Source organism: Anaeromassilibacillus sp. SJQ-5 (assembly GCF_054108045.1).
The window spans coordinates 48,591-71,488 of the sequence record NZ_JBPJWQ010000001.1; the positions used below are offsets into that span (position 1 = coordinate 48,591).

The window sequence follows — 22,898 nt, forward strand, 5'->3', positions numbered from 1 at the left end:
AATGGCCCGTTTGAAACTGATGACCATCGTCGGCACCCGGCCGGAAATTATCCGCCTTGCCGCCGTTATAAAAAAATGCGACACCTACTTTGATCAGATTCTGGTTCATACGGGCCAGAATTATGATTATGAGCTCAATCAGGTCTTCTTTGACGATCTGGCCCTGCGCGCCCCCGATTTTTATCTGGACGCGGTCGGCGCCGATCTCGGCGAAACCATTGGGAATATCATCGCCAAATCCTACAAGCTGATGACGGAACAAAAACCGGACGCCCTGCTGATTCTGGGCGATACGAACTCCTGCCTTTCCGCTATCAGCGCCAAAAGGCTGCATATCCCGATTTTCCATATGGAGGCGGGCAATCGCTGCTTCGACGAATGTCTGCCCGAAGAGACGAACCGGAGAATCGTCGATCATATTGCCGATGTGAATCTCTGCTATTCCGAACATGCCAGACGGTACCTGAACAGCGAGGGAACCGCCAAGGAACGCACTTACGTCACCGGCTCTCCCATGGCCGAGGTGCTTCATGAGAATTTGGAAAGCATCAAAGCGTCGGATATCCTGGACAGGCTCGGTCTGGAAAAGGGCAAATATATTTTGTTGTCGGCCCATCGGGAAGAAAATATTGATACGGAAGAAAATTTCTTTCAGCTGATGAACGCCGTCAACGCCATGGCGGAAAAATACGATATGCCGATCCTGTATTCCTGCCATCCGCGCAGCGCGAAATTTATTCAGCAGAGACATTTTCAGTTTGACAAACGGGTATTGCAGAATAAACCCCTGGGCTTTCACGATTATAACCACCTGCAGATGAACGCCTATGCGGTGGTTTCCGACAGCGGAACCCTGCCGGAGGAGTCCAGCTTTTTCCTATCGGTGGGCAGCCCCTTCCCGGCTGTCTGCATCCGTACCTCCACCGAACGCCCGGAAGCGCTCGACAAGGGGAACTTTATCCTCGCCGGCATTACCACCGACCAGGTCTTGCAGGCGGTGGACACGGCTGTAGAAATGAATAACAACGGCGACGTCGGCATCCCGGTTCCCAATTATACCGATGAAAACGTGTCCACCAAGGTTGTCAAGCTCATTCAAAGCTATACCGGCGTGGTCAATAAGATGGTGTGGAGAAAGAAATACTAGGATTTGTGAGGCGGCCAATGAGTAAGAAAAAGATTTTGATGATTCATAATTTCTATCAAATTGGTGGTGGGGAACATACCGTTTTCGAGAATGAAGTGAAAATGCTGAGGGAAAACGGCCATGAAGTCTTGACATACACCAGAAGTAATGATGAACTGAAATCATCTAAATTAAAGCTTCTATTGTCGCCTCTCTCCACAATATGGTCATTCAAATCGTATGTTGAGGTAAAGAAACTCATCAAGCAAAATCAAATCGATGTGGTGCATTGCCACAATACGTTTCCCCTGATCAGTCCGTCAGTCTATTATGCGGCACGAAGCTTAAAAGTACCCGTGATTCAAACCATACATAATTTTCGTTTTTTGTGTCCAAATGGAATGTTTTATCGAGAGGGCCACATCTGTGAGGACTGTAAAAAGCATCAATCCTTTAAAACGGCATGGAAACATGGCTGCTACCGAAATTCAAGATTGCAAACGGCAGTGGTCATTGCTATGCTCAAGTTTCACCGATGGATCGGCACATACAGAAAGATATCCTATATATTCTTGACGGAGTTTAATAAATCAAAGTTTGACCAGCTGATGGATGTGAATGGGTCGAATATTTTTATTAAGCCCAATTTTGTCGAAGAAGCGGAGAGTTCAAATTCAACGAAAAAAATTTATAATACGTTTGTGTTCGCTGGCAGATTGGAAGAAAACAAAGGTATCCCATTTCTATTAGATGCTTGGCCGGAACTGCCGGCGGAGTATCAATTGCATATTTATGGCGACGGTACTTATAAAGCGCAGGTGAAAGAAGCGTCCGAAAGGTTCGATAATATTCAGTATTATGGCTTTAAGCCACAAAAAGACATATTTTCAGACTTGTCCAGCGCACAGGCGCTGCTGTTTCCGAGCAATTTATATGAGGGATTTCCTATGATTCTGTCGGAATGCTTTTCAATGGGCTGTCCCGTGGTTTCCACCAATATGGGAAACCAAAACGATATGGTGTATCAGGCAAAAGGCGGCGCGGTATTTCCTTGTAATGATAAACAGGGCTTTCAACAGGCGTTGGAGGACGTAATCGCCAATCGTTCTTTATATTCTCAAAATGCTAGGAGCTATTACGCCGATTATTTGACAAAGCAGAAAAATTATGAAGAGTTGGTAGATATATATGATAGAGCCAAACATATTAAGTGAATTGCCGCCGCGGGTTGAAATAATCGGCGTACCCATTTCAGCGGTGAATATGGAAAGCTGCTTAAATTTTATAAATAGCAACTTCTCGCAAATCCAGGGAGAATATGTCTGCGCTTCCAATGTGCACACGACGGTTATGGCCCATGAGGATACAGAATATCTGAAAGCGCAGAGTGAATCTATCCTGTCTCTTCCAGATGGAAAGCCGTTATCGGTGGTGGGTAGAAAAAAGGGTTTTGACCATATGGAAAAGGTTACGGGAACGCATTTTATGCAGAACACATTTACCGACAGTCGTTTCCAGGGGAAAAAGCATTACTTTTATGGCACCACTTCGGATACGCTTAAAACAATGGAAAAGCAGTTACGTGTGGATTATCCGGCTCTTGAAATATGCGGCTGTGAACCGTCGATTTTTCGAGAGCTTTCGGACGAAGAAGTCGATGAGCTTGCCGAAAGAATCAATGCGTCGGAAGCGGATTTTATTTGGGTAGCAATAGGGGCTCCCCGACAGGAACTTTTGATGCATCGCTTAAAGGGAAAAGTAAACGGCCTGATGACAGGTGTCGGTGGCGCCTTTAATATTTTGGCGGGCATTGTCAACGACGCCCCCCAATGGATGCAAAACGCCGGACTGGAATGGCTGTATCGCCTGCTGAAGGAGCCAAAGCGGTTGTTCAAGCGGTATGTGGTGACGAATACGAAGTTTATATGGTATTCGTTGTTTAAAAGATAAGCAACTATTTCCGTAAAGGAGGGAAGTTTGTGCATACACGTATATCTATTAATAAGTTGCTTCTCATGTTCAGTAATTTTTTGTTATCATTTGTTTTATTTTTACAAATTGAAAATAATATCAAGTACATAATAGCTTTATCCGCCGTAATTATTTACATGACTTTATTGCTGAAAAATAAGTATAAGCTTGTAAAATTGGATATAGACACCATCCGCCTCTTATTGCTTCCACAGATATGTATTGCTTTTTATTCGTTACTATTGGGATTCACAAGTGAAGGAGAATATCTGGTTGAAAATCTAAAATATATATTTTTTATTATTTTTCCAATTGTAATTGCATGGTGTTCTATGTCGGTTGGAAGGCTATACAAGACATCCGTTGTCAAAAGCGTATATTATGGCTTGGTGTGCGCTTATCTCATTCAAGTAATTCGTTTTGCCGCTACAAACAGTCTGTTTGCTTATGTTAAAGGGCTGTTCAATTCATATGACGTATATCAAAATCAGCTGGAATCAAACATCGTTCCCTTTGCGGCTGGCATTCTTCTCCTTTATTTTTTATTAACTGAAAAGAAACTTAAAGCGCACGATTTTGTGCTGGCTGGTATTGTCATTCTTAACGGAAAGAGAATCGTTGATTTCGCGCTGATTCTGATAATTCTCTTGTTCTTTTTGTTTGGAAGAAACATGAAACTCATTCGGCCGTTGCCATGCGGTTTCATAACATTTGGCTATTTGCTATGTGCCGGTATATTTCTTTATTTAGTAAGTAGTATGCATCTTCAATCGATTTTTTTAAAATATGGCATTATGGATAGCGGCCGATTTTCGCTCTATCAGTTATTTCAATTTGAATGGGAATTATCTCCATTCTTTTGGGGAAGAGGATTGGGATTTTGTGAAGCGTTTTTAAGCTTTCAATATGCATTGACACAGAATATTCATTCCGACGTTATGCGCATGTACATTGAAACTGGATTTATCGGGTATACGGTTTACTCAGTTGTTACTTGTATCTGCAGTTATAAATTGTCGAAAAAAATTCAGTCGGCGCTTCCATTTGTCCTGCTTATATACTTTCAAATTATATATTTCACCGATAATATTTCTATATATATATCGGTGTTGACAGTATACTATCTGGTTATCTTTGAGAAAAGCATGAATAGCGAGCAAGGAGTAGAACATGATACCAATATATATGTTGAAAAGAAAAATAAGCGTCCTCCCGCTTTTCGGAAAGCTCTATGAGTTCCTTCGACATCAAAAGCATAAGCGGCAGCAAAAACTTCTCAAAAAAAACGCCGGAGCAGTAACAAATCATCTTTATGAAGTGCTCCAGGACGAGCCAATTTCGTACTTTTATATTTATGGCAGCCTGCTCGGCATAATCCGGGAGAAACAATTTTTATCTCATGACATCGATATCGACCTGGGGATCCTAGACATATCCCAGCAACAGGTTAAAGACCTGATACATAAGCTTCAGAGCGCCGGTTTTCGCCTGATTCGGTATTGTGAGCAAGAGAATACCGTTACGGAGTTTACCTGTCAGTACGGCGGCATTCCCATTGATTTTTTTCTCTTTCAAACCGAAGGGGATATGATGATTTCTTATGAGTATTATCGCAGAGAGGATCTGACCTATCCGAACGACGAAACGACATCGATAGCACGCCTGGTATGCCGTCGTGCGGAAGGATTTATCGACATGCCGTTGTATGGAACGCCACTTCGTGTCCCGCGAAACTATGAACAAATCCTGTGTGATCAATATGGCGTTGATTGGAGAGTGCCGAATACGAACTGGAAAAACACGGAAGCACCGAATCGCTTTGATTGCGGAGATAAACGTGGACGGTATGTGAACCTGTAATTGTGCTCACTCGAAAGGACTTGTTTTCCATGATACTGTTTACCGTTGGCCCTGTGCAGATGTATCCCGCCTCTTTACAGATAGCCTCTCAGCAGGAACCCTATTTTCGCACGCCTGAATTCAGTGCTGTAATGTTGGAAATCGAGCGAAATTTTCTTGACTCGATTCACGCACCGGAATCCGCCTCTTTCGCCGTCCTTACGACCAGCGGCAGCGGGGCCATGGACGCGGCAATCTCCTCCTGCTTTACGCCGCGGGACAAGCTGCTTATCCTGAACGGCGGAAGCTTTGGACAGCGCTTTACGGAGATTTGTGACGTTTATCAAATCCCCTACGATGCGCTTACCCTGCCGTTTGGAACCGGTTTCACCCCAGGACTTCTTGAGCCGTTTGAGCAGGCGGGTTATACGGCGCTGGTGATTAACCTAAGCGAGACCAGTACCGGGCAGCTCTACGACGGACAGCTGCTGGGGGAATTTTGTCGCCGAAACGGCTTATATTTTCTTGTCGATGCCGTGAGCGCCTATCTTGCGGATCCCATCGATATGGAAGCTATGGGAATCGATCTGCTTCTGACGGCAAGCCAAAAGGCCTTGGCGCTGTCGCCGGGCTTGGCGCTGGTTGCCGCCAGCCAACGGCTGACCGAAGAACGAATTTTCCAAAACAAACGCGCCTCCTATTATCTCGATTTGAAAGAACATATCGTCAATCAAAAGCGAGGGCAGCCGCCGTTTACCAGCGCGGTCGGCACGGTACTCATGCTGCAGCAGCGGCTACAGAGCATTTTGGAGCAAGGAATTCCCTTCGTGAACGAGGAACATCATCAGCGCGCCGCTTATTTTCGACAATACGCAGAGAAATTGAAACTCCCTATACCGGATTACCGCCTGTCGAATTCCTGTACGCCCATTCTTTTTCCTGACGGTGGAGCAAAACGGGTTTATGAAACTTTGAAATCTCGATATGAGATTTTCCTCACTCCATCGGGCGGTGAACGTGCCGATTACATTCTTCGCGTCGGCCATCTGGGAAATCTGCAGCCGGCGGATTACGATAACCTATACGATAAATTAAAGAGGGTTTTATAATGCATGCATTTTTACTGGCGGCGGGCCGCGGAACCAGAATCAGTAAGGATATTCCCCCTATTCCGAAATGCACTCTGGATGTGGGAGGAGAGCCGCTCATTCTGCATACGATTCGGCTGCTGCAGAAAAATCATATGGATGTGACCGTGATCACCGGCTACATGCATACATATCTCGAGGATATTATCAAAGATCGCGGGGCTCAGATAGTCTACAATCCCTTTTACGATGTGACCAACAGTATTGGCTCCCTTTGGATGGCGGAATCTCAGCTTGACTGTACGGCGCAGCAGATCATCGCCAACGCTGACGTGTATTGGGAGCAGGATATCCTCGATCGCCTCCTATCAGCCAAGGAAGAGGCCGTCATGCTCTCGGATCGAAGCCGCGCCGATACCGGCGATTACTTTTTTCAGACGGAAAACGGCAGGATAAAAGCCTATGGCAAAGAACTCACGCGGGACAACCGCGATTGTGAATATGTTGGGATCGCCAGCGTCAAGGGGGCCATGGCACAGTGCTTTATCGACAGCCTAGACAACCTGGTGGAATCGCAGCAGCACGGTCTTTGGTGGGAAAACGCGCTGTATGCCATTTCCGACGAAAAGCCAGTCTATGCCCTGGACGTGGAGGGGGCCTTCTGGGCGGAAGTCGATACCATTGAGGACTACCGGCGCATCATGATGTATGTGGATCGGAAAAAGAAGGAAATCGGTATATGAAGATAGCCCTGCTTACAGAACACCGTCCTTTGAACTACGGATCGGTGCTGCAGACTTTTGCAACCCAGACGCTTCTCGAACAGCTTGGCCATACGGTTGAGGTCGTGGACTATTGGCGATACAAGGATGTTCCGAAAAATCAGGCCAATTTAGCTCTGGAGTATCATCCCGCCTGGAAGAAAAACGTGCTGTTGAGAACGCTTTTTTGCTGGATATTCCCATTTGTCAACACCCGACGGGAACGCAGAATGTTTAATGGCTTTTTAAAACGCCGCGTACATTTGTCACAGCGGATGTATACCAGCTGTGAGGACCTGGAAAAAGACTGTCCTACGGCCGATTTCTATCTGAGCGGCAGCGATCAGCTGTGGAATGCGGGCATACATAACACGGATGCCTATTACCTTGATTTTTTAAAGGCGGGAGAGCCCTGCGGTTCTTTCGCAACCAGCTTTGGGCGGGATCAGATTCCCGAGGAGGAGCTGGAGGAAATCCGGCCGAAGCTCCAGAAGTACCGGTTTCTTTCCGTGCGGGAACAGACCGGTGTGGAAATTGTCAAGCGGGCTGGCACAGCTGTAGAACCACGCCTCGTTTTGGATCCGACTTTGGTTGCTTCGCCCGCGGTTTGGCGCGATTTATCCGATATGGCCAAGCCGCGAATCGCGGAAAATACGCCGTATCTGCTCGTCTTCCAAATCAATTACGGAACAAACGAGAAACTGAAGGAATACGCTGGCCGTCTGGCTCAACAGAAACAATGCCGGTTGGTTTCGGTGGAGTTTTCGGTAAAATACAAACGCCACGCCTCGTGTCAGCATATCCTGTCACCGACGCCTGAGGAACTGTTGCGTCTTATCCGACATGCAAAGTATGTCCTAACCGACTCCTTTCACGGTACGGCGTTTTGTCTGATATTCCAAAAGAATTTTCTCGTGGATTTGCCCCCGAAATATTCGGGCCGCCTTAAAAATATCCTGCAAATCGCCGGGATTCCTGAGCGTGTACTCAACGGGTACGAATCTTTCTCTGTTTTTGATAAAGCCATTTCGTATACTCAGGTGGATAGCCGCCTGTCTCCATGGAAGCTTGAGTCGTATGCGTACCTGCGCGACAGCTTGGAAGAGGTCGAACATGAAATTTGTAAGTGAAGGCTGTACCGGATGCAGGGCTTGTGAACAACGTTGTCCGGTTTCCTGCATCACTATGCGGGAGGATGAAAATGGATTCTTGCGAGCGGTTATCGAAGACTCTCGCTGCGTGGATTGCCGCCTGTGCCATCGTATCTGCCCGGTGGAACAGGCCGAGACGGACGATCCGAAGAGTGTAAAATCCTTCTGGGCGGTAAAGCGGCTGCCGGGACAGAACACGGTGTTCCCTTGTTCCTCGGCCGGCATCTTCGCCGCTTTGGCGCAAGAGGTGATACGAAGCGGTGGCGTAGTCTTTGGCGCCAAGCTGGAAAAGGCGTTCGGCCGGATGGCCTTCGCGCAGCGAGAGGAAGAGCTTCCTCCACTGTGCGGCTCAAAATACGTACAGTGCGACACCGTAGACTCTTTTGCACAGGTAAAGGCTTTCCTACATCAATCTCGCCGTGTCTTGTATGCTGGTACACCCTGTCAGATTTACGGGCTGAAAGCGTATCTCGGTGAAGACGATCCGAACTTGCTGACCTGCGATTTTATCTGTCACGGGGTACCCAGTCCGCGCCTTTTTGAGGCGTATATCCGCTGGCTAGAGTCCAAGCGGCATGGGGCAATTGAATCCTATCGCTTCCGCCTGCAGGAGAACTCCCGTCCTTATCTTTTACAATATAGCTGTCGGGACAAAAAGGGCCGCAGCGTCGTTATAAAGAGGAACGGCTCCTGTGATCCATATTACCATGCCTTTTTGCAGCATGAAAGCCTGCGGGACTGCTGCTACAACTGTCGGTTTTCCGGCTTTAAACGCGCCAGTGATCTGACCGTGGCCGACTTTTGGGGCGCTGAACGGTTGCTTCCTGCTTTTGCGGATGGGAGCCGGATCTCCTGGCTGATGATCCATTCCGATACGGGGGCGAGGGAATGGGCGGCCGTCAGGGACGGCTTTGTGGCAGAACCGATCGATACCGCTTGTGCGTTGGCGGAGAAAAAGCTGGAACTCCGGCAGGTCTCGATGCAGCGGCAAATGGTGTTCTATCAGCAAATCCGCCAGCACGGATTTGCCAAATATGCACGGGCTTATCGCCACAGTCTCCCTTTCTATAAGGAGAAACTGCGGGCTTGTTTGCCCCCAAAAGCTGTCAAGCTGCTAAAAACGATAAAAAGGAGCCTGAAAAGAACCTGATGAAGCGGGAAAAAAAGCTGCTGAAGAATACCGGCATTTATTTTATCGGAACCTTTGCTTCCAAGGGGCTTTCTTTTGTACTGCTCCCTATATATACGGCTTATTTAAGTACGGAGGAATATGGTGCCGCCGACCTGGTAATCACGACGGCGAACCTGCTGCTCCCTATCTTCACGTTCCAGATAGTGGAAGCCGCATTTCGGTACATGCTGGATTGCACCGACAAGGACAGAAACAAGGTCATTACTAATAGCCTGCTGATTTATCACGCCGGCATGATGCTGTCGGTCGTGGCCTTTGTGATAACCCGCTTCGTCGTGGGTTATCAGAACCCCTATATGTGGTATCTCCTCCTGTACATGTATTTTGTGGGCTTGGGCCAGTTGGCTCAGCAATTGGTTCGCGGAATGAAGCGCAACGCGGATTATGCCGTATCCGGAATTCTACTGACGCTTATTCAGGGTATATCCAACATCGTCTTTATTCTGGCGTTTGGCATCAAGGAGATATCGCTGCTGCTCGCCCCTATCCTTGCCGCTGTGGCAGTTCTTCTCTATTTACAGGGCCGCACGCATGTGTTTTCCAAATTTCATAAACGGGACATCGATAAACAGACGCAGGGAAAGCTTCTGCGTTTTTGTATCCCCTTGATCCCAAATCAGCTGAGCTGGTGGTTCCTGAATTCCTTCGGCGTTTATCTCCTGGCTTTAACAGAAAAAACAACGTTCTATTCCGGCGTTATGGGCGTTGCAAATAAGTTCCCTTCTCTAATCGTCATGATCAACAGCATTTTTACAATGGCCTGGCAAGAAAGCTCCGTGGAAGAGATGAACGCAAAGGACTGTGAACAGTATTACAGCAAGATGTTTAATGCCTTTGTCCGGGTACAGCTGTCTATTGTCCTGCTGGTGCTCCCTGCGGTTAATCTATATATTAAGCTGCTGGTGCATTCCAGCTTTCAGAGTGCCCTATACTATATTCCGATACTTATACTAGCTGCTGTTTTCAACGCCTATGGGCAGTTTTTCGGCGTGGTGTATACAACTGCCAAACACACCCTGGGAAATTTAAAGACAACGCTTCTATCGGCTGCAGTCTCCATCGTTTTTACCCTTCTCTTTGCGCCCACTTATAAATTGTGGGCGGTATCTTGTGTAACCCTGCTGGCATTTTTGATTATGTTTATCGTCCGTGCGATAGATACCCGTCGGTATTTTACAATTTCTATTCAATATACACAAATGCTTTGGCTGATGGCCCTTGTCGCAGTTGCTGTCCTTGCCTATTATATGGTGCCTGGTTTATGGCAAATCGCCGTATTTCTGGTCTCGCTGATCCTCGTGTATAGATTGAACCGCACATATATTCATCGTATGTTTCAGTCCATCCGTTCCCTGCCTGCGTTCTCAAAATCCCAAAAGAAGGACTGAACGAAGGAGGACACTCGCATCGAACCAACGAACAGGTTGTTGCACAGTGCAATGCGTAGAGATAGGGGAAAAGTACGGTTTCGCGTCTATAAAACACGCAATGCGGTCACAATTCATGCAGTGCAATACCTACAAAGCGGTGGGAGTCCCTTTTTTCTCCCATCTTGAAAAATTCATACATTTGTGGTACGATAAACAGGATTTCCGGCAGTCGTTTAACGTTAGGGAGGAGATTCTTTGGCGAACAAGGTTATCCTGTGCGCGGACAGCACCTGCGATCTCGGCCCGGAGCTGGTCGAACGCTATCATGTAAATTACTATCCCTTTCATGTCATCCTGGAGGATAAGACCTACGGGGATGGCGTAGATCTGGTTCCCGACCAGATTTATCAGGTATACGAGGAGAAAAAGGTGCTGCCCAAGACCGCGGCCATCAACACCGCGGAATATGTGGAGTTTTTCAAACAGTGGACGGACAAGGGGTACGAGGTGGTTCATGTTACTCTGGGATCTGGCCTTTCCGCCACCTATAACAATTGCCGCCTGGCTGCTGAGGAGCTGCCCGGCGTCTATGCCGTTGACTCACGGAACCTGTCCACCGGCTCCGGCCATTTGGTCATCGAGGCGGCGGAACGCATCGCCGCCGGCCTGCCCGCTAAACAGGTCGCCGAGGAGGTGCGGGCCCTGACCGGTAAGGTCAACGCCAGCTTTGTCATCGATACCCTGGAGTTTCTCTATAAAGGCGGCCGCTGCTCGGCTCTGCAGATGCTCGGGGCCAATGTGCTCCGTCTAAAGCCCTGCATCGAGGTGGATAATACCTCCGGCTGCATGAGCGTGGGCAAGAAATACCGCGGTTCCCTGGAAAAGGCCCTGGAGCAGTATGTGAAGGATCGACTGGAAGGCCGAACCGACATCGTCTACCGCCGGGCGTTTATCACCCATTCGGGGATTTCTGAGGAACGGATCGCCCTGGTGCGATCCTTGGTAGAGAAATACGCCCGGTTTGAGGAGCTCTTCGTCACCCGCGCGGGCTGCACCATTTCCTCCCACTGCGGCCCCAATACCCTGGGCGTTCTATTCATGGAAAAATAAAAAGGCGCTCTCTCCAATCGCCGGAGAGAGCGCCTTTTTTCAAACTTTTTGTTCCTCTTCCGCCCGCAGGCAGGCGCACAGGAGAAATCCTGTCGCCGCGCTGACAGCGGAGAACATCCACAGCACCAGCAGCCACATGCCTGTCCCCATATCCCGTCTGCCGCCTTTCCGCTCGCCAGGGGAATGTCAGCGCCGTGAGCAGAAGCACCGCATCAGGGACAGCACGAGCATGGACAGCGCCCAGCAGATGGCCATGCCCAGAATGAACAGGCTTTTGAAAAACAGCTCCAATACGAACATCCGACTTCCTCCCCTGCCGGTTTTATTCCCAGTATATGCAGGCGGACAAAAAATGGTTAAAAAAGGCGGCCCGGCTTTCCGCCGGGCCGCCTGCCTTGCTGCTTATTGCCATCTATCCCAGAAATTCGTCGTGGTGGTGGTCGTTTCCGTGGTCGCCTCGGTCGTGGTGGTCGGCTCCACGTCGCTGACCCGCAGCGTGATGGCGGAACCATAATCCAGGGATGACCCCGCAACTGGATCGGTGTCCTCCACCAGCCCGCGCTCGAACTGCGACACCTGCACCTTAGCCACCGTCACCTTGAAGCCGAGGGCCTCCAGCAGCTTCTGGGCGTGCTCCTGCTTCCAGCCCGCCACGTCCGGCACCGTTACCTTTTCCGGACCCGCGCTGATGACCACTTTGATGATGGTTCCCTCCGGCTTGCTGGCCTGGTTGGGGGGATTCTGGCTGAGAATGGTGCCCTTGGGCTTGTCGCTGTAGGCGAGATACTCCACCTCCAGCTTCATCTTTCCGTTGAATTCCTTGTCCTTCTCTTTGTAGTAATTCTTACCCATTACGTCGGACACGGCGTACATCTTCTCATGCTCCACTGGCGCGGTAGTACCCTGCTGCGAGGTGGAGATGGTGGGCAGTCCGTCGGTGGATACCTCCGAGGAGCTGTCGTCGCCGAACAGGGAATCGGAGAGAATCAACAGCACGCCCCCCGCGAAGAGGAGCAGCACCACAAACACCGCCACCACAATCAACACCGCGTACTTGGTGCGGGGATTCTTCGGCTTTTCCTCCGGCTCCTCCGGCTGCGGGGCCGGCTCGGGCGCGGTGTGCACCGGCTCCTTGTCCGCGTCCTGCCGCAGGGCGCTGACCGCTGGCGCGGCGGATAGCTGATCCCGCAGGGCCGCCATGCTGGCCGTCCGGACCTCCGGATCCACCTGCAAGCCGTTGAACAGAGCCACCGCCACATTGTCCGGCAGGCTGTCCGCCACATCGGCCGGCACGAACAGGTCGGCCGAATTCTTGGCGCGGGCCGGCCCCTCAGGCGGCGGGTTGCCGGTGACGGTACGGAAAATCGTGGCCGCCATGGCGTATACGTCGGCCGACGCGGTGCAGGTCTGGTCAAAGCCGTATTGCTCCGGCGCGGAATACCCGGCCAGCAGCTGGGGCTTGAGATCGGTGCTGACCTGCCGGGCCTCGGCGATGGAGAAGCCCCGCAGCCGGAACTTTCCGTCGGTGCCGATGAGGATGTTCTCCGGGCTGATGCCCAGATGCAGAATCCCCGCCGCGTGCAGGGAGGTCAGCGAGGTCATCAGCGTCATGAACAGCGGACGCACCTCGTCCCAGCGCAGCCGCCCGCCTGCCTGGGCCAGCCGGGTCTCCAGGGAAATACCCTCGCAGTATTCAGCCACCGTGTAGGCCGTGTGGTTCTGCTCGAAAATGTCGTACAGCGGAATGACGGACGGCAGATCCCGCATCCGGGCCAGCGCCCGCGCGTGGCTGCGGAACTTGCCGAGATAATCGGCGAAGGTGTTCTCGCATCCGCCGAGAATCTGCAGCTCCCCGGCGTCTCCCCGGGTGCATAAGGTGTCGGGCAGGAACTCCCGAATCACGATGGGCGACTTGGACACCTGGTCCAGCCCGATGTATTCTGCGAGATCGCCGCCCGCGTAAAGCACGCGTCCTACCAGATACCGGTCGGAAAGCACAGTGCCGGCCGGCAGATACAGAGGCGGGTTTTGTTTGTCCACCGGATAGCCGCAGATGCCGCATTCCGCCCGCCCCTCGGGCAGGGGATTCATGCAGCCCATGCAATAGGGATGTGTGTTGGCCATTGCGCATCCATGTCCTTTCTTCCGGGGAGCCTATGCAGCCGCTCACGCCCACCCGTTATGTAAGCCGGCGTCCTCGGCCGGCCATACTCCCCACGGGTTGACGCGGGCCGCTCTTGCTCCCGCTGTTGGCTTCCATACCGCATTGTACTCATTTCCAGCCCGCCTGTCAAGAAAACCTACAGGTTTGTAATCAATTGCGCCCCTACAGCTTCTCCTGCCGCTTCTGCTGCCGGATATCCCGCCCCATAAAAAGCAGCGGTACGAAGGTGCCGGTGATTCGGGAGGTAATCTGGTCGCCGTACCGCTCCTTGAGCTGGTTCTGGTTGAGGTTGGTGCTCAGGATAATGGTGCGCCCCTCCAGCATCCGGGTGTTGATGAGGTTGTATAAGCAGGAGACATAGAAGGGGCTGGCGAATTCCGTCCCCAGATCGTCGAGTACCAGCAGGTCGCAGGCGAGCAGCATGTCCTCGCTGTTCCCCTCCGCCCGGCCGAAATGCTCCTTTTCCAACTGGTGGAGCAGCACCTGCGCCGGGCCGTATATCACCGCGTGCCCCTTTTCCGCCGCCTGCCGGGCGATGGCCAGGGAGGCGTGGGTCTTGCCCACCCCCGTCGGCCCCCGCAGCAGCAGATTGTCCGCCCCCGGCGCGAAATTGGCGGCGTACTGCCGGCAGTACGCCAGTACCTGCTCCATCCGCTTGCGGGGCGTCACCCCCGTTGCCGGATCGGGCGTGTCGGGGTAATAGGCGAGATCCATCTCCTCGAAGGTGGTTAGCTTCATGGCCGTCATTCGGCTGAGCCGCCGGCATGACTCCTCCTTGAGCAGCGTGCGCAGACAAGCGCAGATCTTCCCCCCCGCATACCCTGTGTCGGCGCAGACGGGACAGGTGTACTGCGGCTCCAGGTTGGGGTAGGGCACCCCCTCCTCCGCCAGGATCTCCGCCATTTCCGCCTGGAGGGCCAGGTTGTCGTTCTTGATGGCCTCCACCGCCGCCGTCACGTCGCCGCCGTCCAGCACCGCCCGGGTCACCCGCAAGGCCGAATGGGCCATTTCCTGCTCGATTTCGCGCAGCCGGGGCCGCCGGCGGAGCAGCGTCTCCCGCCGCGCCGCCGCCTCGGTCCCCGCCCTGGTCCGGCGGCTCTCCAACTCCGCCATGGCCGCGTCGTATATCTCCCGGCTGTATCTCATAGGCCCTTATCCCTCCTTGAATACCGGCACGAAGTCCAGTACCATCTTTTCGTAATCGTCCAAATTCAGCGAGCTGTTTTCCACCTGCACGGCCTTCCCGCCCCGGCTCTTTTCCACCAGCGCCCGCGCTTTTTCCAGGGTGTCCACCCCGTCCAGGTGCCAGCTCTCCAGGATCTTGTCCACATACGCCAGGTTCAGCTTGCCGATTTTGGTCTGGCACAGCTTGGCCGCCAGCTGGATGAGCCCGTCAGCCATCCGCCATTCGTGCAGCCACTTTTCCGCTGTCTCCTTCTGGGCCGCCGTCAGGGGCCGTTCGGGCTGCAGCAGGGCCTGCACCCGGGCCCCCGCCTGATCCCGCCGCTCCAGGCGCAGCAGATGCTGCTCCGCCGCCGCGATGGTGTCGATGCCCTGATCGGCCCAGTCCAGCGCTACCTTCTCCACATACCGCATGTTCAGCTTGCCCGCCGCCACCGCGTAGGCCAGCACCATCAGGATGACCTCGATGGGCAGCCCCGCCGTGTCATAAAGGTACAGCAGCGTCTCCATGTCCCCGTGGGAAATGGGCCGTCCCAGCCGGGCGGACGCCGTGTCCAGCAGATAGGCGAATTCCTCGCTCTCCTTCTGGCGTTTCAGCACCTCCTGGAACTGGGGCTTGACCGCCCGGGGGCGGGGCGCTGGCGCCGTCGGAGGAGCGGCCTTGTTCGGATTGACCGGCGCCTGCGCGCGCGCCGGTGCCCTGTCCGGCTCTCCGTCCCCCTCGGCCGATTGCAGCAGACCGCACTCCGCCCAGTATTGCAGCGCGTCGGCGCAGTCCGCCGCGCTGCCCCCGATGTCCGCCGCGCAGGCGTCGGCGTCAAAGCGCCCCTCCCCCCGGCAGGCCAGCCAAAGCAGCACCTTGAGCTGTTTGGCTCCGGCCAGGCGGATGTGCTTGTCCACCACCTGCGCCGGCAGGGCGAACACACGGGTCATGCTGTCGGGATTCCAGCGGTAGAAGCTTTCCATGGAGAGGGCCTTCCTTTCTGTCTGTGCCGCCCATCGCGGCCGTACCCCTTATTATACAGGATCCGCCCCGCCCGGCACAAGGGGCCGCGGAATATTTCACCGATTTCTAGCGTTCATCCGCGCCTCGCTGTCCGCGGCAGGGGAGCGGGGGAGACGAAGGCTCCCTTTGTATTTTGTAAGTATAGCAGATTTTACGCGCCGCCGCCAGTATTTCCGCCCCGGCTTGCCATAACGACGAAAATATGCTATAGTCAGGGATAGACTATAATTTAGCTAAAGGGGTTTTATCCATGTCCGGACACTCCAAATGGAATAATATTAAGCGCAAGAAAGAGAAGACCGACGGCCAGCGGGCTAAGATTTTCACCAAAATCGGCCGGGAGCTGGCGGTGGCGGTCAAGGAGGGTGGCGGCCCCGATCCCGCCTCCAACTCCAAGCTCAAGGACGCCATTGCCAAGGCCAAGGCCAACAACGTCCCCAACGACAATATTGAGCGGATTATCAAGAAGGCCGCCGGCGAGGGCAACGCCGACAACTACGAGGCCCTGCAGTACGAGGGCTACGGCCCGGCGGGCATCGCCGTCATTGTGGAAACCCTCACCGATAACCGGAACCGCACCGCCGGCGAGATGCGGCACTACTTCGATAAGTGCGGCGGCAACCTGGGGCAGACCGGCTGTGTGAGCTTTATGTTCAAGCAGAAGGGCGTCCTGGCCATCGAGGCCGAGGGCCTGGATGAGGAAAAGGTGATGGAGGACGCGCTGGAAGCCGGCGCCGCCGACTTCAGCACCGACGGCGACGTGTTTGAAATCACCACCGAGCCGGACGATTTCACCGGCGTGCGGGAGGACTTGGAGGCCAAGGGCTACGCATTCGTCTCTGCCGAGGTGGAGATGATCCCCGACGTCTACAGCGCCATCGACGATCCCGAGCTGGTCGCCAAAATGGAAAAGCTGCTGGACATGCTGGAGGACAACGACGACGTCCAGAACGTCTGGCACAACTGGGATCGTCCGGATGACGAGGACGAGGACTGAATTCCACCGGATTTTAAAAGGGCGGAAGCAAGAAGCTTCCGCCCTCAGCTTGTCGATAAAGTCGACAAGCTGCTGGACGGGGACGCCTGATCACGGCGGCTCACTGACGTTCGCCTTGTTCCATCTGTCCCCGCTGGCGGAGCGTTCGCTCCGCCCGACCACGCCCTGCTCTTGAAAACCGGCGGAAACACGTGTGTTTCCGCCGGTTTTCGCCTATAAGGTGTGTTTGCGAGGCACATGTCCTCGCAAACACGGCTCGGTAACCCGCCTCCGCTTTTTTCGTTTTCCGAATGGCAGATTCCCCTTTTTTGACAGCCTGAGGGCGGAAGCAAGAAGCTTCCGCCCTGTCTCTTTGATCCCCCCCGATGACGGCTCCATCCGTTTTTCTAACAGCAGCTTGTGAAAAATATAACATTATCCGCCCGCCTTTTGGGGTATCTGCCGAAACCTGTCGAATCCCTTGTGAAGGGCCGCGGTTTTATGGTATACTGGGCTGTCTTCTCCAGGCAGACTCGACGGGTAAACGCCGGCCTAAGCGCGCCTGCTTTTACCTGGAAAGGCAGGACGTGAATGGAAACCATCACCGCGTTTATCCGGGCCGCGCAGGGCTTTCTCTGGGATCATCTGCTGATTGTCCTGCTGTGCGGCACCGGCTTGTTTTTTACCATAACCCTGAAGGGGGTGCAGTTCCGCCGGTTCGGCGCGGGCCTGCGGCAGATGTTTTCCGGCTTTTCCCTGCGGGGGAAAAAGGCGGGTAAGCATGGCATGAGCTCCTTTCAGGCGGTGACCACCGCCATCGCCGGGCAGGTGGGCACCGGCAATCTGGCCGGGGCCGCCACCGCCATTGTCCTGGGCGGCCCGGGGGCCATCCTGTGGATGTGGGTGGCCGCTCTGCTGGGGATGGCCACAGTGTACGCCGAGGCCCTTCTCGCCCAGAAATTCAAAACCGTTGACGCCGACGGGCAGACGGTGGGCGGTCCCGCTTACTATATGGAGCGCGGCGTGGGCCGCCGGCTGGGCAAATGGATGGCCCGGGTTTTCGCCGTGCTGATCATCCTGGCCCTGGCCTTTGCCGGTAATATGGTGCAGTCCAACTCCATCTCCTCCGCCTTTGCCACCTCCTTCGGCCTGCCCTCCTGGGTGATCGGGCTGATCGTGGCCCTGTTGACGGCGGTCATCCTGCTCGGCGGCATCGGCCGCATCGCCTCCTTTACAGAAAAGGTGGTGCCGGTGATGGCCGTCCTCTATCTGGCCGGCTCGATTGTGGTGCTGGGCATGAACTATACCCGCATTCTTCCCGCCCTGGGCAGCATCTTCACCTGTGCGTTCCATCCCGCCGCCGCCTTCGGCGGCGTGGGCGGCTATACGGTGATGAAATCGGTGAAATACGGCGTAGCCCGCGGCCTGTTCTCCAATGAGGCCGGCATGGGATCCACCCCGCATGCCCACGCCGTGGCCACGGTTTCCTGCCCGGAAAAGCAGGGGCACGTCGCCATTGTCAGCGTCTTTTTCGATACCTTCGTGGTGCTGACCATCACCGCCCTGGTGATCCTCACCTCCGGCGTGCTGCCGGAACGGATCGCCCCCGACGCGGGCATCGATGTGACCCAGGCGGCCTTTTCCGCCTCCTTCGGGGCCGCGGGGGGCCCTTTTATCGCCGTCTGCCTGATGTTTTTCGCCTTTTCCACCATCATCAGCTGGTATTATTATGGGGAAACCAACGTCCGCTATCTGTTCCGGCGGAAATCCGCCGTGATGGTGTACAAGCTGCTGGTCGTCGTCTTCGTGTTCTTAGGCAGCCTGTTTCAGGCGGACGCGGTGTGGGCCCTGGCCGACGTGTGCAACGGCCTGATGGTCATCCCCAACCTGGCGGCCCTGCTGCTGCTCTGCCCCGTGGTTTTCGCCATGCATCGGGAGGATCGCAAAAACTGAGGCGTTCCCGGGCGCCTGCCATCGTCCGCAGGAACAGCTGGTTAAATCGTTCCGGCTCGTCGTAAACGATGCCGCGGCCGGGTGAACAGCCGGGTCCCGCGATGCCCTGCCCCGCGGGTTAGAATTATAGACGGTGATTTTCACGCCGTCCATCGATCGGACGGCAAACAAGGGAGCCCTCCCATTTCTCTGAAAATAGCCCCCGCCTGTTTATCCTATTGAAAAGGCCCGCCGGGGTTCCCACGCGTTCACCGTTTTTTCACGAAAGGCGGTTGCAATGTGCCCCGTTATATTGTAAAATGGTAGCAAGCGGAGGGATTCTCCCCGCCGCCGTCATCAGCGGCATACCCGGCACGCATGCTTTGGACACGGCGATCAGGCGGGCGAAAACCCGGCCCTGTCGGAGCGCGGACCGCGTATACCGGGAAAGCAGAGGAAACTGTCTTATGTCCGTGTCTTTGGAAACCCGTTATCTCGAAAGCTTTGTCCGTCCTCATGAATTGGGCGCCCTGCAGCCGCAGGTCACGGCTGCTCACGAGCTGCTGCACGCCGGCTCCGGCCTGGGCAGCGATTTTCTGGGCTGGCTCACCCTGCCCACCGATTACGATAAAGAGGAGTTCGCCCGCATTCAGGCCGCGGCCGCCCGTATCCGGCAGGATACCGATATCTTCATCGCCATCGGCATCGGAGGCAGCTATCTGGGTGCCCGCGCCGCCATCGAATTCCTGAAATCCCCGCTGTATAACGCGAAAAAGAAGGACACGCCCGACGTCTACTTCGCGGGCAACAGCATCTCCTCCTCCGCGCTGAGCGAGCTGCTCGAGCTGTGCGAGGGCCGCCGGGTGTCCATCAACGTCATCTCCAAGTCCGGCACCACCACCGAGCCGGCCATCGCCTTCCGCGTCTTCCGGGATTATCTGGAAAAGACCGTGGGCAGGGAAGAGGCTAAAAAGCGCATCTACGTCACCACCGACAAGGCCCGGGGCACCCTCAAGGGCCTGGCCGATCGGGAAGGGTACGAGACCTTTGTGGTGCCCGACGACGTGGGCGGCCGCTTCTCGGTGCTGACCGCCGTGGGTCTGCTGCCCATCGCCGTGGCCGGCTGCGACATCGCCGCCCTTATGGCCGGCGCCGCCGCCGCCCAGAAGGAGCTGACCGATCCCTCCATCGAGAACAATGACTGTTATAAGTACGCCGCCGCCCGCCATGTGCTGCTGCGCAAGGGCCGCGCCGTGGAGCTGATGGTCAGCTACGAGCCCTGCTACGCCATGATGTCCGAGTGGTGGAAGCAGCTGTACGGTGAGAGCGAGGGCAAGGACGGCAAGGGCCTGTTCCCGGCGTCCGTGGTTTTCTCCACCGACCTGCATTCCCTGGGCCAGTTCGTCCAGGACGGCTCCAACATTTTGTTCGAGACCGTGGTGCTGCTGGACAAGGCCCCCCGGGAGCTGACCATCGAGGAGGATCCCGAGAATGTGGACGGCCTCAATTTCCTGACCGGCAAAACCATGGATTTCGTCAATAAGAAGGCCTTCGAGGGCACCGTTCTGGCCCATACCGACGGCGGCACCCCCAGCCTTGTCATCCATGTTCCCGAGGCGAAGGAGGAGGCACTGGGCTATCTGATTTATTTCTTTGAGAAAGCCTGTGCCATTTCCGGTTACATGCTGGGGGTCAATCCCTTTGACCAGCCCGGCGTGGAAAGCTACAAGAAGAACATGTTCGCCCTGCTGGGCAAGCCCGGCTTCGAGAACGAAAAGGCCGCCCTGGAAAAACGCCTGGGCCGCTGAATCCCGTTTACTCCGTTTAACACCGCGCACGGCGGTTATACTATATACACTGGGAGGAATTGATTATGGTAACTCTGATCCTCGGCAAGAAAGGCTCCGGCAAAACGAAACGGCTCATCGACATGTGCAACGCCGCCATGGCGGCGTCCAAGGGCAATGTGGTGTTCATTGAAAAGGACAGCACCCTGACCTATGACCTGAGCCACAAGGCGCGTCTGGCGGTGGCCGACAGCTACGACATCCAGGGCTTTGATTCCTTCTATGGCTTCATCGCGGGTATGTGCGCGGGCAACTATGACATCACCGACGTCTTCGTGGATTCCACCCTGAAAATCGGCGGCCGCGACATGGAGGCCCTGTTGAGCTTCGTCAAGAAGCTGCAGGTTCTGTCTGAGAAAGCGAATACCAACCTGGTGCTCTCCGTCTCGGCGGATAAGAGCGAGATCCCCGCCGAGCTGGCGGAGCTGGCCCTGTAAGAACGGCAATCGAAAACCCTGAGGAAGCGGAGAACCGGCTGCCGGCCGATTCTCCGCTTTCATCAGAAACGGTAAAGGAATGGTACGGCCATGGCAATCTGGTACGAGGGCAATCTGAACAAATCGGAGAACCGGCATGAGGAAAACGGCGCCGTCTATTACGTGCGCGGCGTGCGGGAGTCGGAAGGCCGCCGGTATGAGCGGTACGCCGTCGCCACCCATTTCATCGAGCGGGGCGAGGACTTTGTGGAGGTGATGCGCCGGTACGTGTCCCCTCTCTATCAGGAGGGGGACGTGGTCACCCTGAGCGAGAAGGTCGTTTCCATGTGTCAGAACAACACCGTGGAGATGAAGGACGTGAAGGTGGGCTTCTGGGCCAAATTTCTCTCCCGCTTCGCCACCCATAACCAGAACGGCATCGCCATGGACGAGCCCTATAAGCTTCAGCTGGCCATTGACATGAAGGGCCTGCCTTTGATCCTCTGGGCCTGCTTCCGCACCCTGATCGGCAAGTTCACCGGTCACCGGGGCGTGTTCTATGAAATCGTGGGCCAGGATGTGGCGGGCATCGACGGGTTTTACAGCCACTCCGCCTTCGAGACCTACCACACCCTCGCCGTCCTCAATCCGAAGGATCCCGACGGGGTCTGCCGGCAGGTGAAAGAGGCGCTGGGCATTTCCTGCATGGTGGTGGATGCCAACGACATCGATGTGGAGATCCTGGGTAAATCCCCCGATTTGGCGGACAAGCCCGCTGCCCTCCTGGCCGACCTCATCCGGGACAACCCCGCCGGCCAGGATGACGAGCTGACTCCCTTCGTCATCGTCCGGGACATCGGCGACCGGGAGGCCATGCCCTATGTGCCGGTGGAGGCCGTGGACGGCCCGCCCCCCGAGCACTGACGGGCCAGCGAAAACGGCATAGATTTGGCGGGGGCTTCCCCGCCGGGAGGCAGCTTTATGGCATATCCATTTGAGATGCATTTTCATACCGACGAGGTCAGCCCCTGCGGCAACGTCCCCGCGGCCGAGGCCGCGGCGGCCTACCGGCGGGAGGGCTACGCGGGCGTGGTGGTCACCGATCACTACGCCGCCTATAATTTCGCCCGCTTCCCCGGCGATTGGGATACAAAGGTGGACGCCTACCTGGCCGGCTACCGGGCCGCGAAGGCGGCCGGGGAGCCCCTGGGGCTGACGGTTCTCCTGGGGCTGGAGCTGCGGCTGGACGGGGCGGAAAAGACCGGGGAGCCGGCCCTGGACGCCCTGCGGGATTCCATCAACGAATACCTGGTCTACGGCGTGACCGAGGAGCAGCTCCGGCGCTACCCCGCGCTGTATACCCTGGATGAGAAACGGCTGAAGGCACTGGCGGAGCAGCTTGGCTGGTTCGTGGCCCAGTCCCACCCCTGCCGCAGCGGCATGAAGCCCTGCCCCGCCGCCTACCTGGACGGGGTGGAGGTCATGAACGGCAACCCCCGCCATAACTCCCACAACGAAGACGCCGCCTCCTTCTGCCGGGCGAACGGCCTTGTAGGGCTGTCCGGATCGGATTTTCACGAGTGGGAGGATCTGGCGATCGGCGGCCTGGATTTCGCCGGGCCGGTGCCCGACGGCGCCACGCTGATCGCCCGGCTGCGGGCGGGCGAATTCGTGCGGATTTGTGCGCAAAAGGGCGATGCCTGACGAAGGAACGGGCGGTTTCGTCCGGAAATATTGGAAAGAACGCGGAAAAATGCGCGGAAAACC

Annotated in this window: 20 protein-coding genes; 17 read left to right on the top strand and 3 right to left on the bottom strand. The window is 55.1% G+C overall.

Annotation, left to right across the window (positions count from 1 at the left end; genetic code table 11):
• The first annotated feature begins 1 nt into the window (after position 1).
• The 11 genes from wecB to ACSAMM_RS00275 all read left to right on the top strand — a co-directional run bounded on the left by wecB (position 2) and on the right by ACSAMM_RS00275 (position 11,608).
• Entirely contained in the window at positions 2-1,147 is a 1,146-nt protein-coding gene (wecB, locus tag ACSAMM_RS00225; RefSeq protein ID WP_457788925.1) for a non-hydrolyzing UDP-N-acetylglucosamine 2-epimerase, read from the top strand.
• A gap of 17 nt (positions 1,148-1,164) precedes the next feature.
• Positions 1,165-2,340 carry a glycosyltransferase family 4 protein gene (locus tag ACSAMM_RS00230; protein ID WP_457788927.1) on the top strand — a complete coding sequence of 392 codons (1,176 nt, stop codon included), beginning with the start codon at positions 1,165-1,167 and terminating at the stop codon, positions 2,338-2,340.
• Positions 2,315-3,076, top strand: a complete 762-nt coding sequence (locus tag ACSAMM_RS00235) for a WecB/TagA/CpsF family glycosyltransferase (protein ID WP_457788929.1) — start codon at positions 2,315-2,317, stop codon at positions 3,074-3,076. The genes ACSAMM_RS00230 and ACSAMM_RS00235 overlap by 26 nt, the downstream gene beginning before the upstream one ends.
• Before the next feature lie 29 nt (positions 3,077-3,105).
• A complete protein-coding gene (locus ACSAMM_RS00240) occupies positions 3,106-4,332 on the top strand; it encodes a hypothetical protein (RefSeq protein WP_457788931.1) in 1,227 nt (408 codons plus the stop codon).
• Positions 4,283-4,957 (top strand): hypothetical protein, encoded by a 675-nt coding sequence (locus ACSAMM_RS00245; RefSeq protein WP_457788933.1) that lies wholly within the window; start codon positions 4,283-4,285, stop codon positions 4,955-4,957. Before ACSAMM_RS00240 ends, ACSAMM_RS00245 begins: the two co-directional genes overlap by 50 nt.
• A 29-nt stretch (positions 4,958-4,986) precedes the next feature.
• Entirely contained in the window at positions 4,987-6,045 is a 1,059-nt protein-coding gene (locus ACSAMM_RS00250; RefSeq protein ID WP_457788935.1) for a pyridoxal-phosphate-dependent aminotransferase family protein, read from the top strand.
• Complete coding sequence (locus ACSAMM_RS00255) at positions 6,045-6,767, top strand: phosphocholine cytidylyltransferase family protein (RefSeq protein ID WP_457788937.1); 723 nt, start codon at positions 6,045-6,047, stop codon at positions 6,765-6,767. Before ACSAMM_RS00250 ends, ACSAMM_RS00255 begins: the two co-directional genes overlap by 1 nt.
• On the top strand, positions 6,764-7,915 hold the full coding sequence (locus ACSAMM_RS00260) for a polysaccharide pyruvyl transferase family protein (protein ID WP_457788939.1): 1,152 nt from the start codon (positions 6,764-6,766) through the stop codon (positions 7,913-7,915). Before ACSAMM_RS00255 ends, ACSAMM_RS00260 begins: the two co-directional genes overlap by 4 nt.
• Positions 7,863-9,086, top strand: coding sequence for a Coenzyme F420 hydrogenase/dehydrogenase, beta subunit C-terminal domain (locus ACSAMM_RS00265; RefSeq protein ID WP_457788941.1), 1,224 nt, complete (start codon positions 7,863-7,865; stop codon positions 9,084-9,086). The genes ACSAMM_RS00260 and ACSAMM_RS00265 overlap by 53 nt, the downstream gene beginning before the upstream one ends.
• Entirely contained in the window at positions 9,023-10,516 is a 1,494-nt protein-coding gene (locus ACSAMM_RS00270; protein WP_457788943.1) for a lipopolysaccharide biosynthesis protein, read from the top strand. Before ACSAMM_RS00265 ends, ACSAMM_RS00270 begins: the two co-directional genes overlap by 64 nt.
• 237 nt (positions 10,517-10,753) lie before the next feature.
• Positions 10,754-11,608: a DegV family protein gene (locus ACSAMM_RS00275; RefSeq protein WP_457788945.1), complete on the top strand. Its 855-nt coding sequence runs from the start codon at positions 10,754-10,756 to the stop codon at positions 11,606-11,608.
• 402 nt (positions 11,609-12,010) lie between these two features.
• On the opposite strand, the gene ACSAMM_RS00280 is transcribed toward ACSAMM_RS00275, so the two are convergent.
• The 3 genes from ACSAMM_RS00280 to ACSAMM_RS00290 form a co-directional block, all read right to left on the bottom strand.
• Positions 12,011-13,732: a protein kinase domain-containing protein gene (locus ACSAMM_RS00280; protein WP_457788947.1), complete on the bottom strand. Its 1,722-nt coding sequence runs from the start codon at positions 13,730-13,732 to the stop codon at positions 12,011-12,013.
• A gap of 202 nt (positions 13,733-13,934) precedes the next feature.
• On the bottom strand, positions 13,935-14,918 hold the full coding sequence (locus tag ACSAMM_RS00285) for an ATP-binding protein (RefSeq protein WP_457788949.1): 984 nt from the start codon (positions 14,916-14,918) through the stop codon (positions 13,935-13,937).
• Positions 14,919-14,924: 6 nt separating this feature from the next.
• Positions 14,925-15,920: a DnaD domain protein gene (locus ACSAMM_RS00290; RefSeq protein WP_178723428.1), complete on the bottom strand. Its 996-nt coding sequence runs from the start codon at positions 15,918-15,920 to the stop codon at positions 14,925-14,927.
• 290 nt (positions 15,921-16,210) lie between these two features.
• On the opposite strand from ACSAMM_RS00290, the gene ACSAMM_RS00295 reads away from it, so the two are divergent.
• The 6 genes from ACSAMM_RS00295 to ACSAMM_RS00320 all read left to right on the top strand — a co-directional run bounded on the left by ACSAMM_RS00295 (position 16,211) and on the right by ACSAMM_RS00320 (position 22,835).
• Positions 16,211-16,957 carry a YebC/PmpR family DNA-binding transcriptional regulator gene (locus ACSAMM_RS00295; protein ID WP_178723426.1) on the top strand — a complete coding sequence of 249 codons (747 nt, stop codon included), beginning with the start codon at positions 16,211-16,213 and terminating at the stop codon, positions 16,955-16,957.
• A gap of 570 nt (positions 16,958-17,527) precedes the next feature.
• Positions 17,528-18,889, top strand: coding sequence for an alanine/glycine:cation symporter family protein (locus tag ACSAMM_RS00300; protein ID WP_457788951.1), 1,362 nt, complete (start codon positions 17,528-17,530; stop codon positions 18,887-18,889).
• Between the two features lie 446 nt (positions 18,890-19,335).
• The gene (locus tag ACSAMM_RS00305) at positions 19,336-20,676 is read left to right on the top strand and encodes a glucose-6-phosphate isomerase (protein ID WP_457788953.1); all 1,341 of its coding nucleotides are present in this window, start codon (positions 19,336-19,338) and stop codon (positions 20,674-20,676) included.
• A gap of 65 nt (positions 20,677-20,741) precedes the next feature.
• Positions 20,742-21,152 carry a hypothetical protein gene (locus ACSAMM_RS00310; RefSeq protein WP_178723419.1) on the top strand — a complete coding sequence of 137 codons (411 nt, stop codon included), beginning with the start codon at positions 20,742-20,744 and terminating at the stop codon, positions 21,150-21,152.
• A 90-nt stretch (positions 21,153-21,242) separates the two neighbouring features.
• Positions 21,243-22,055 carry a coenzyme F420-0:L-glutamate ligase gene (locus ACSAMM_RS00315; RefSeq protein WP_178723417.1) on the top strand — a complete coding sequence of 271 codons (813 nt, stop codon included), beginning with the start codon at positions 21,243-21,245 and terminating at the stop codon, positions 22,053-22,055.
• Between the two features lie 57 nt (positions 22,056-22,112).
• Positions 22,113-22,835, top strand: a complete 723-nt coding sequence (locus ACSAMM_RS00320; RefSeq protein ID WP_457788955.1) for a PHP domain-containing protein — start codon at positions 22,113-22,115, stop codon at positions 22,833-22,835.
• Positions 22,836-22,898 lie beyond the last annotated feature (63 nt).

Bases quoted from the DNA above. Each gene is read 5' to 3' on its own strand.
- ACSAMM_RS00245 (WP_457788933.1), top strand. From the start codon at position 4,283: ATGTTGAAAAGAAAAATAAGCGTCCTCCCGCTTTTCGGAAAGCTCTAT.
- ACSAMM_RS00285 (WP_457788949.1), bottom strand. From the start codon at position 14,918: ATGAGATACAGCCGGGAGATATACGACGCGGCCATGGCGGAGTTGGAG.
- ACSAMM_RS00295 (WP_178723426.1), top strand. From the start codon at position 16,211: ATGTCCGGACACTCCAAATGGAATAATATTAAGCGCAAGAAAGAGAAG.
- ACSAMM_RS00315 (WP_178723417.1), top strand. From the start codon at position 21,243: ATGGCAATCTGGTACGAGGGCAATCTGAACAAATCGGAGAACCGGCAT.
- ACSAMM_RS00230 (WP_457788927.1), top strand. From the start codon at position 1,165: ATGAGTAAGAAAAAGATTTTGATGATTCATAATTTCTATCAAATTGGT.
- ACSAMM_RS00260 (WP_457788939.1), top strand. From the start codon at position 6,764: ATGAAGATAGCCCTGCTTACAGAACACCGTCCTTTGAACTACGGATCG.
- wecB (WP_457788925.1), top strand. From the start codon at position 2: ATGGCCCGTTTGAAACTGATGACCATCGTCGGCACCCGGCCGGAAATT.
- ACSAMM_RS00235 (WP_457788929.1), top strand. From the start codon at position 2,315: ATGATAGAGCCAAACATATTAAGTGAATTGCCGCCGCGGGTTGAAATA.
- ACSAMM_RS00305 (WP_457788953.1), top strand. From the start codon at position 19,336: ATGTCCGTGTCTTTGGAAACCCGTTATCTCGAAAGCTTTGTCCGTCCT.
- ACSAMM_RS00310 (WP_178723419.1), top strand. From the start codon at position 20,742: ATGGTAACTCTGATCCTCGGCAAGAAAGGCTCCGGCAAAACGAAACGG.
- ACSAMM_RS00280 (WP_457788947.1), bottom strand. From the start codon at position 13,732: ATGGCCAACACACATCCCTATTGCATGGGCTGCATGAATCCCCTGCCC.
- ACSAMM_RS00265 (WP_457788941.1), top strand. From the start codon at position 7,863: ATGCGTACCTGCGCGACAGCTTGGAAGAGGTCGAACATGAAATTTGTA.
- ACSAMM_RS00290 (WP_178723428.1), bottom strand. From the start codon at position 15,920: ATGGAAAGCTTCTACCGCTGGAATCCCGACAGCATGACCCGTGTGTTC.
- ACSAMM_RS00300 (WP_457788951.1), top strand. From the start codon at position 17,528: ATGGAAACCATCACCGCGTTTATCCGGGCCGCGCAGGGCTTTCTCTGG.
- ACSAMM_RS00320 (WP_457788955.1), top strand. From the start codon at position 22,113: ATGGCATATCCATTTGAGATGCATTTTCATACCGACGAGGTCAGCCCC.
- ACSAMM_RS00255 (WP_457788937.1), top strand. From the start codon at position 6,045: ATGCATGCATTTTTACTGGCGGCGGGCCGCGGAACCAGAATCAGTAAG.
- ACSAMM_RS00250 (WP_457788935.1), top strand. From the start codon at position 4,987: ATGATACTGTTTACCGTTGGCCCTGTGCAGATGTATCCCGCCTCTTTA.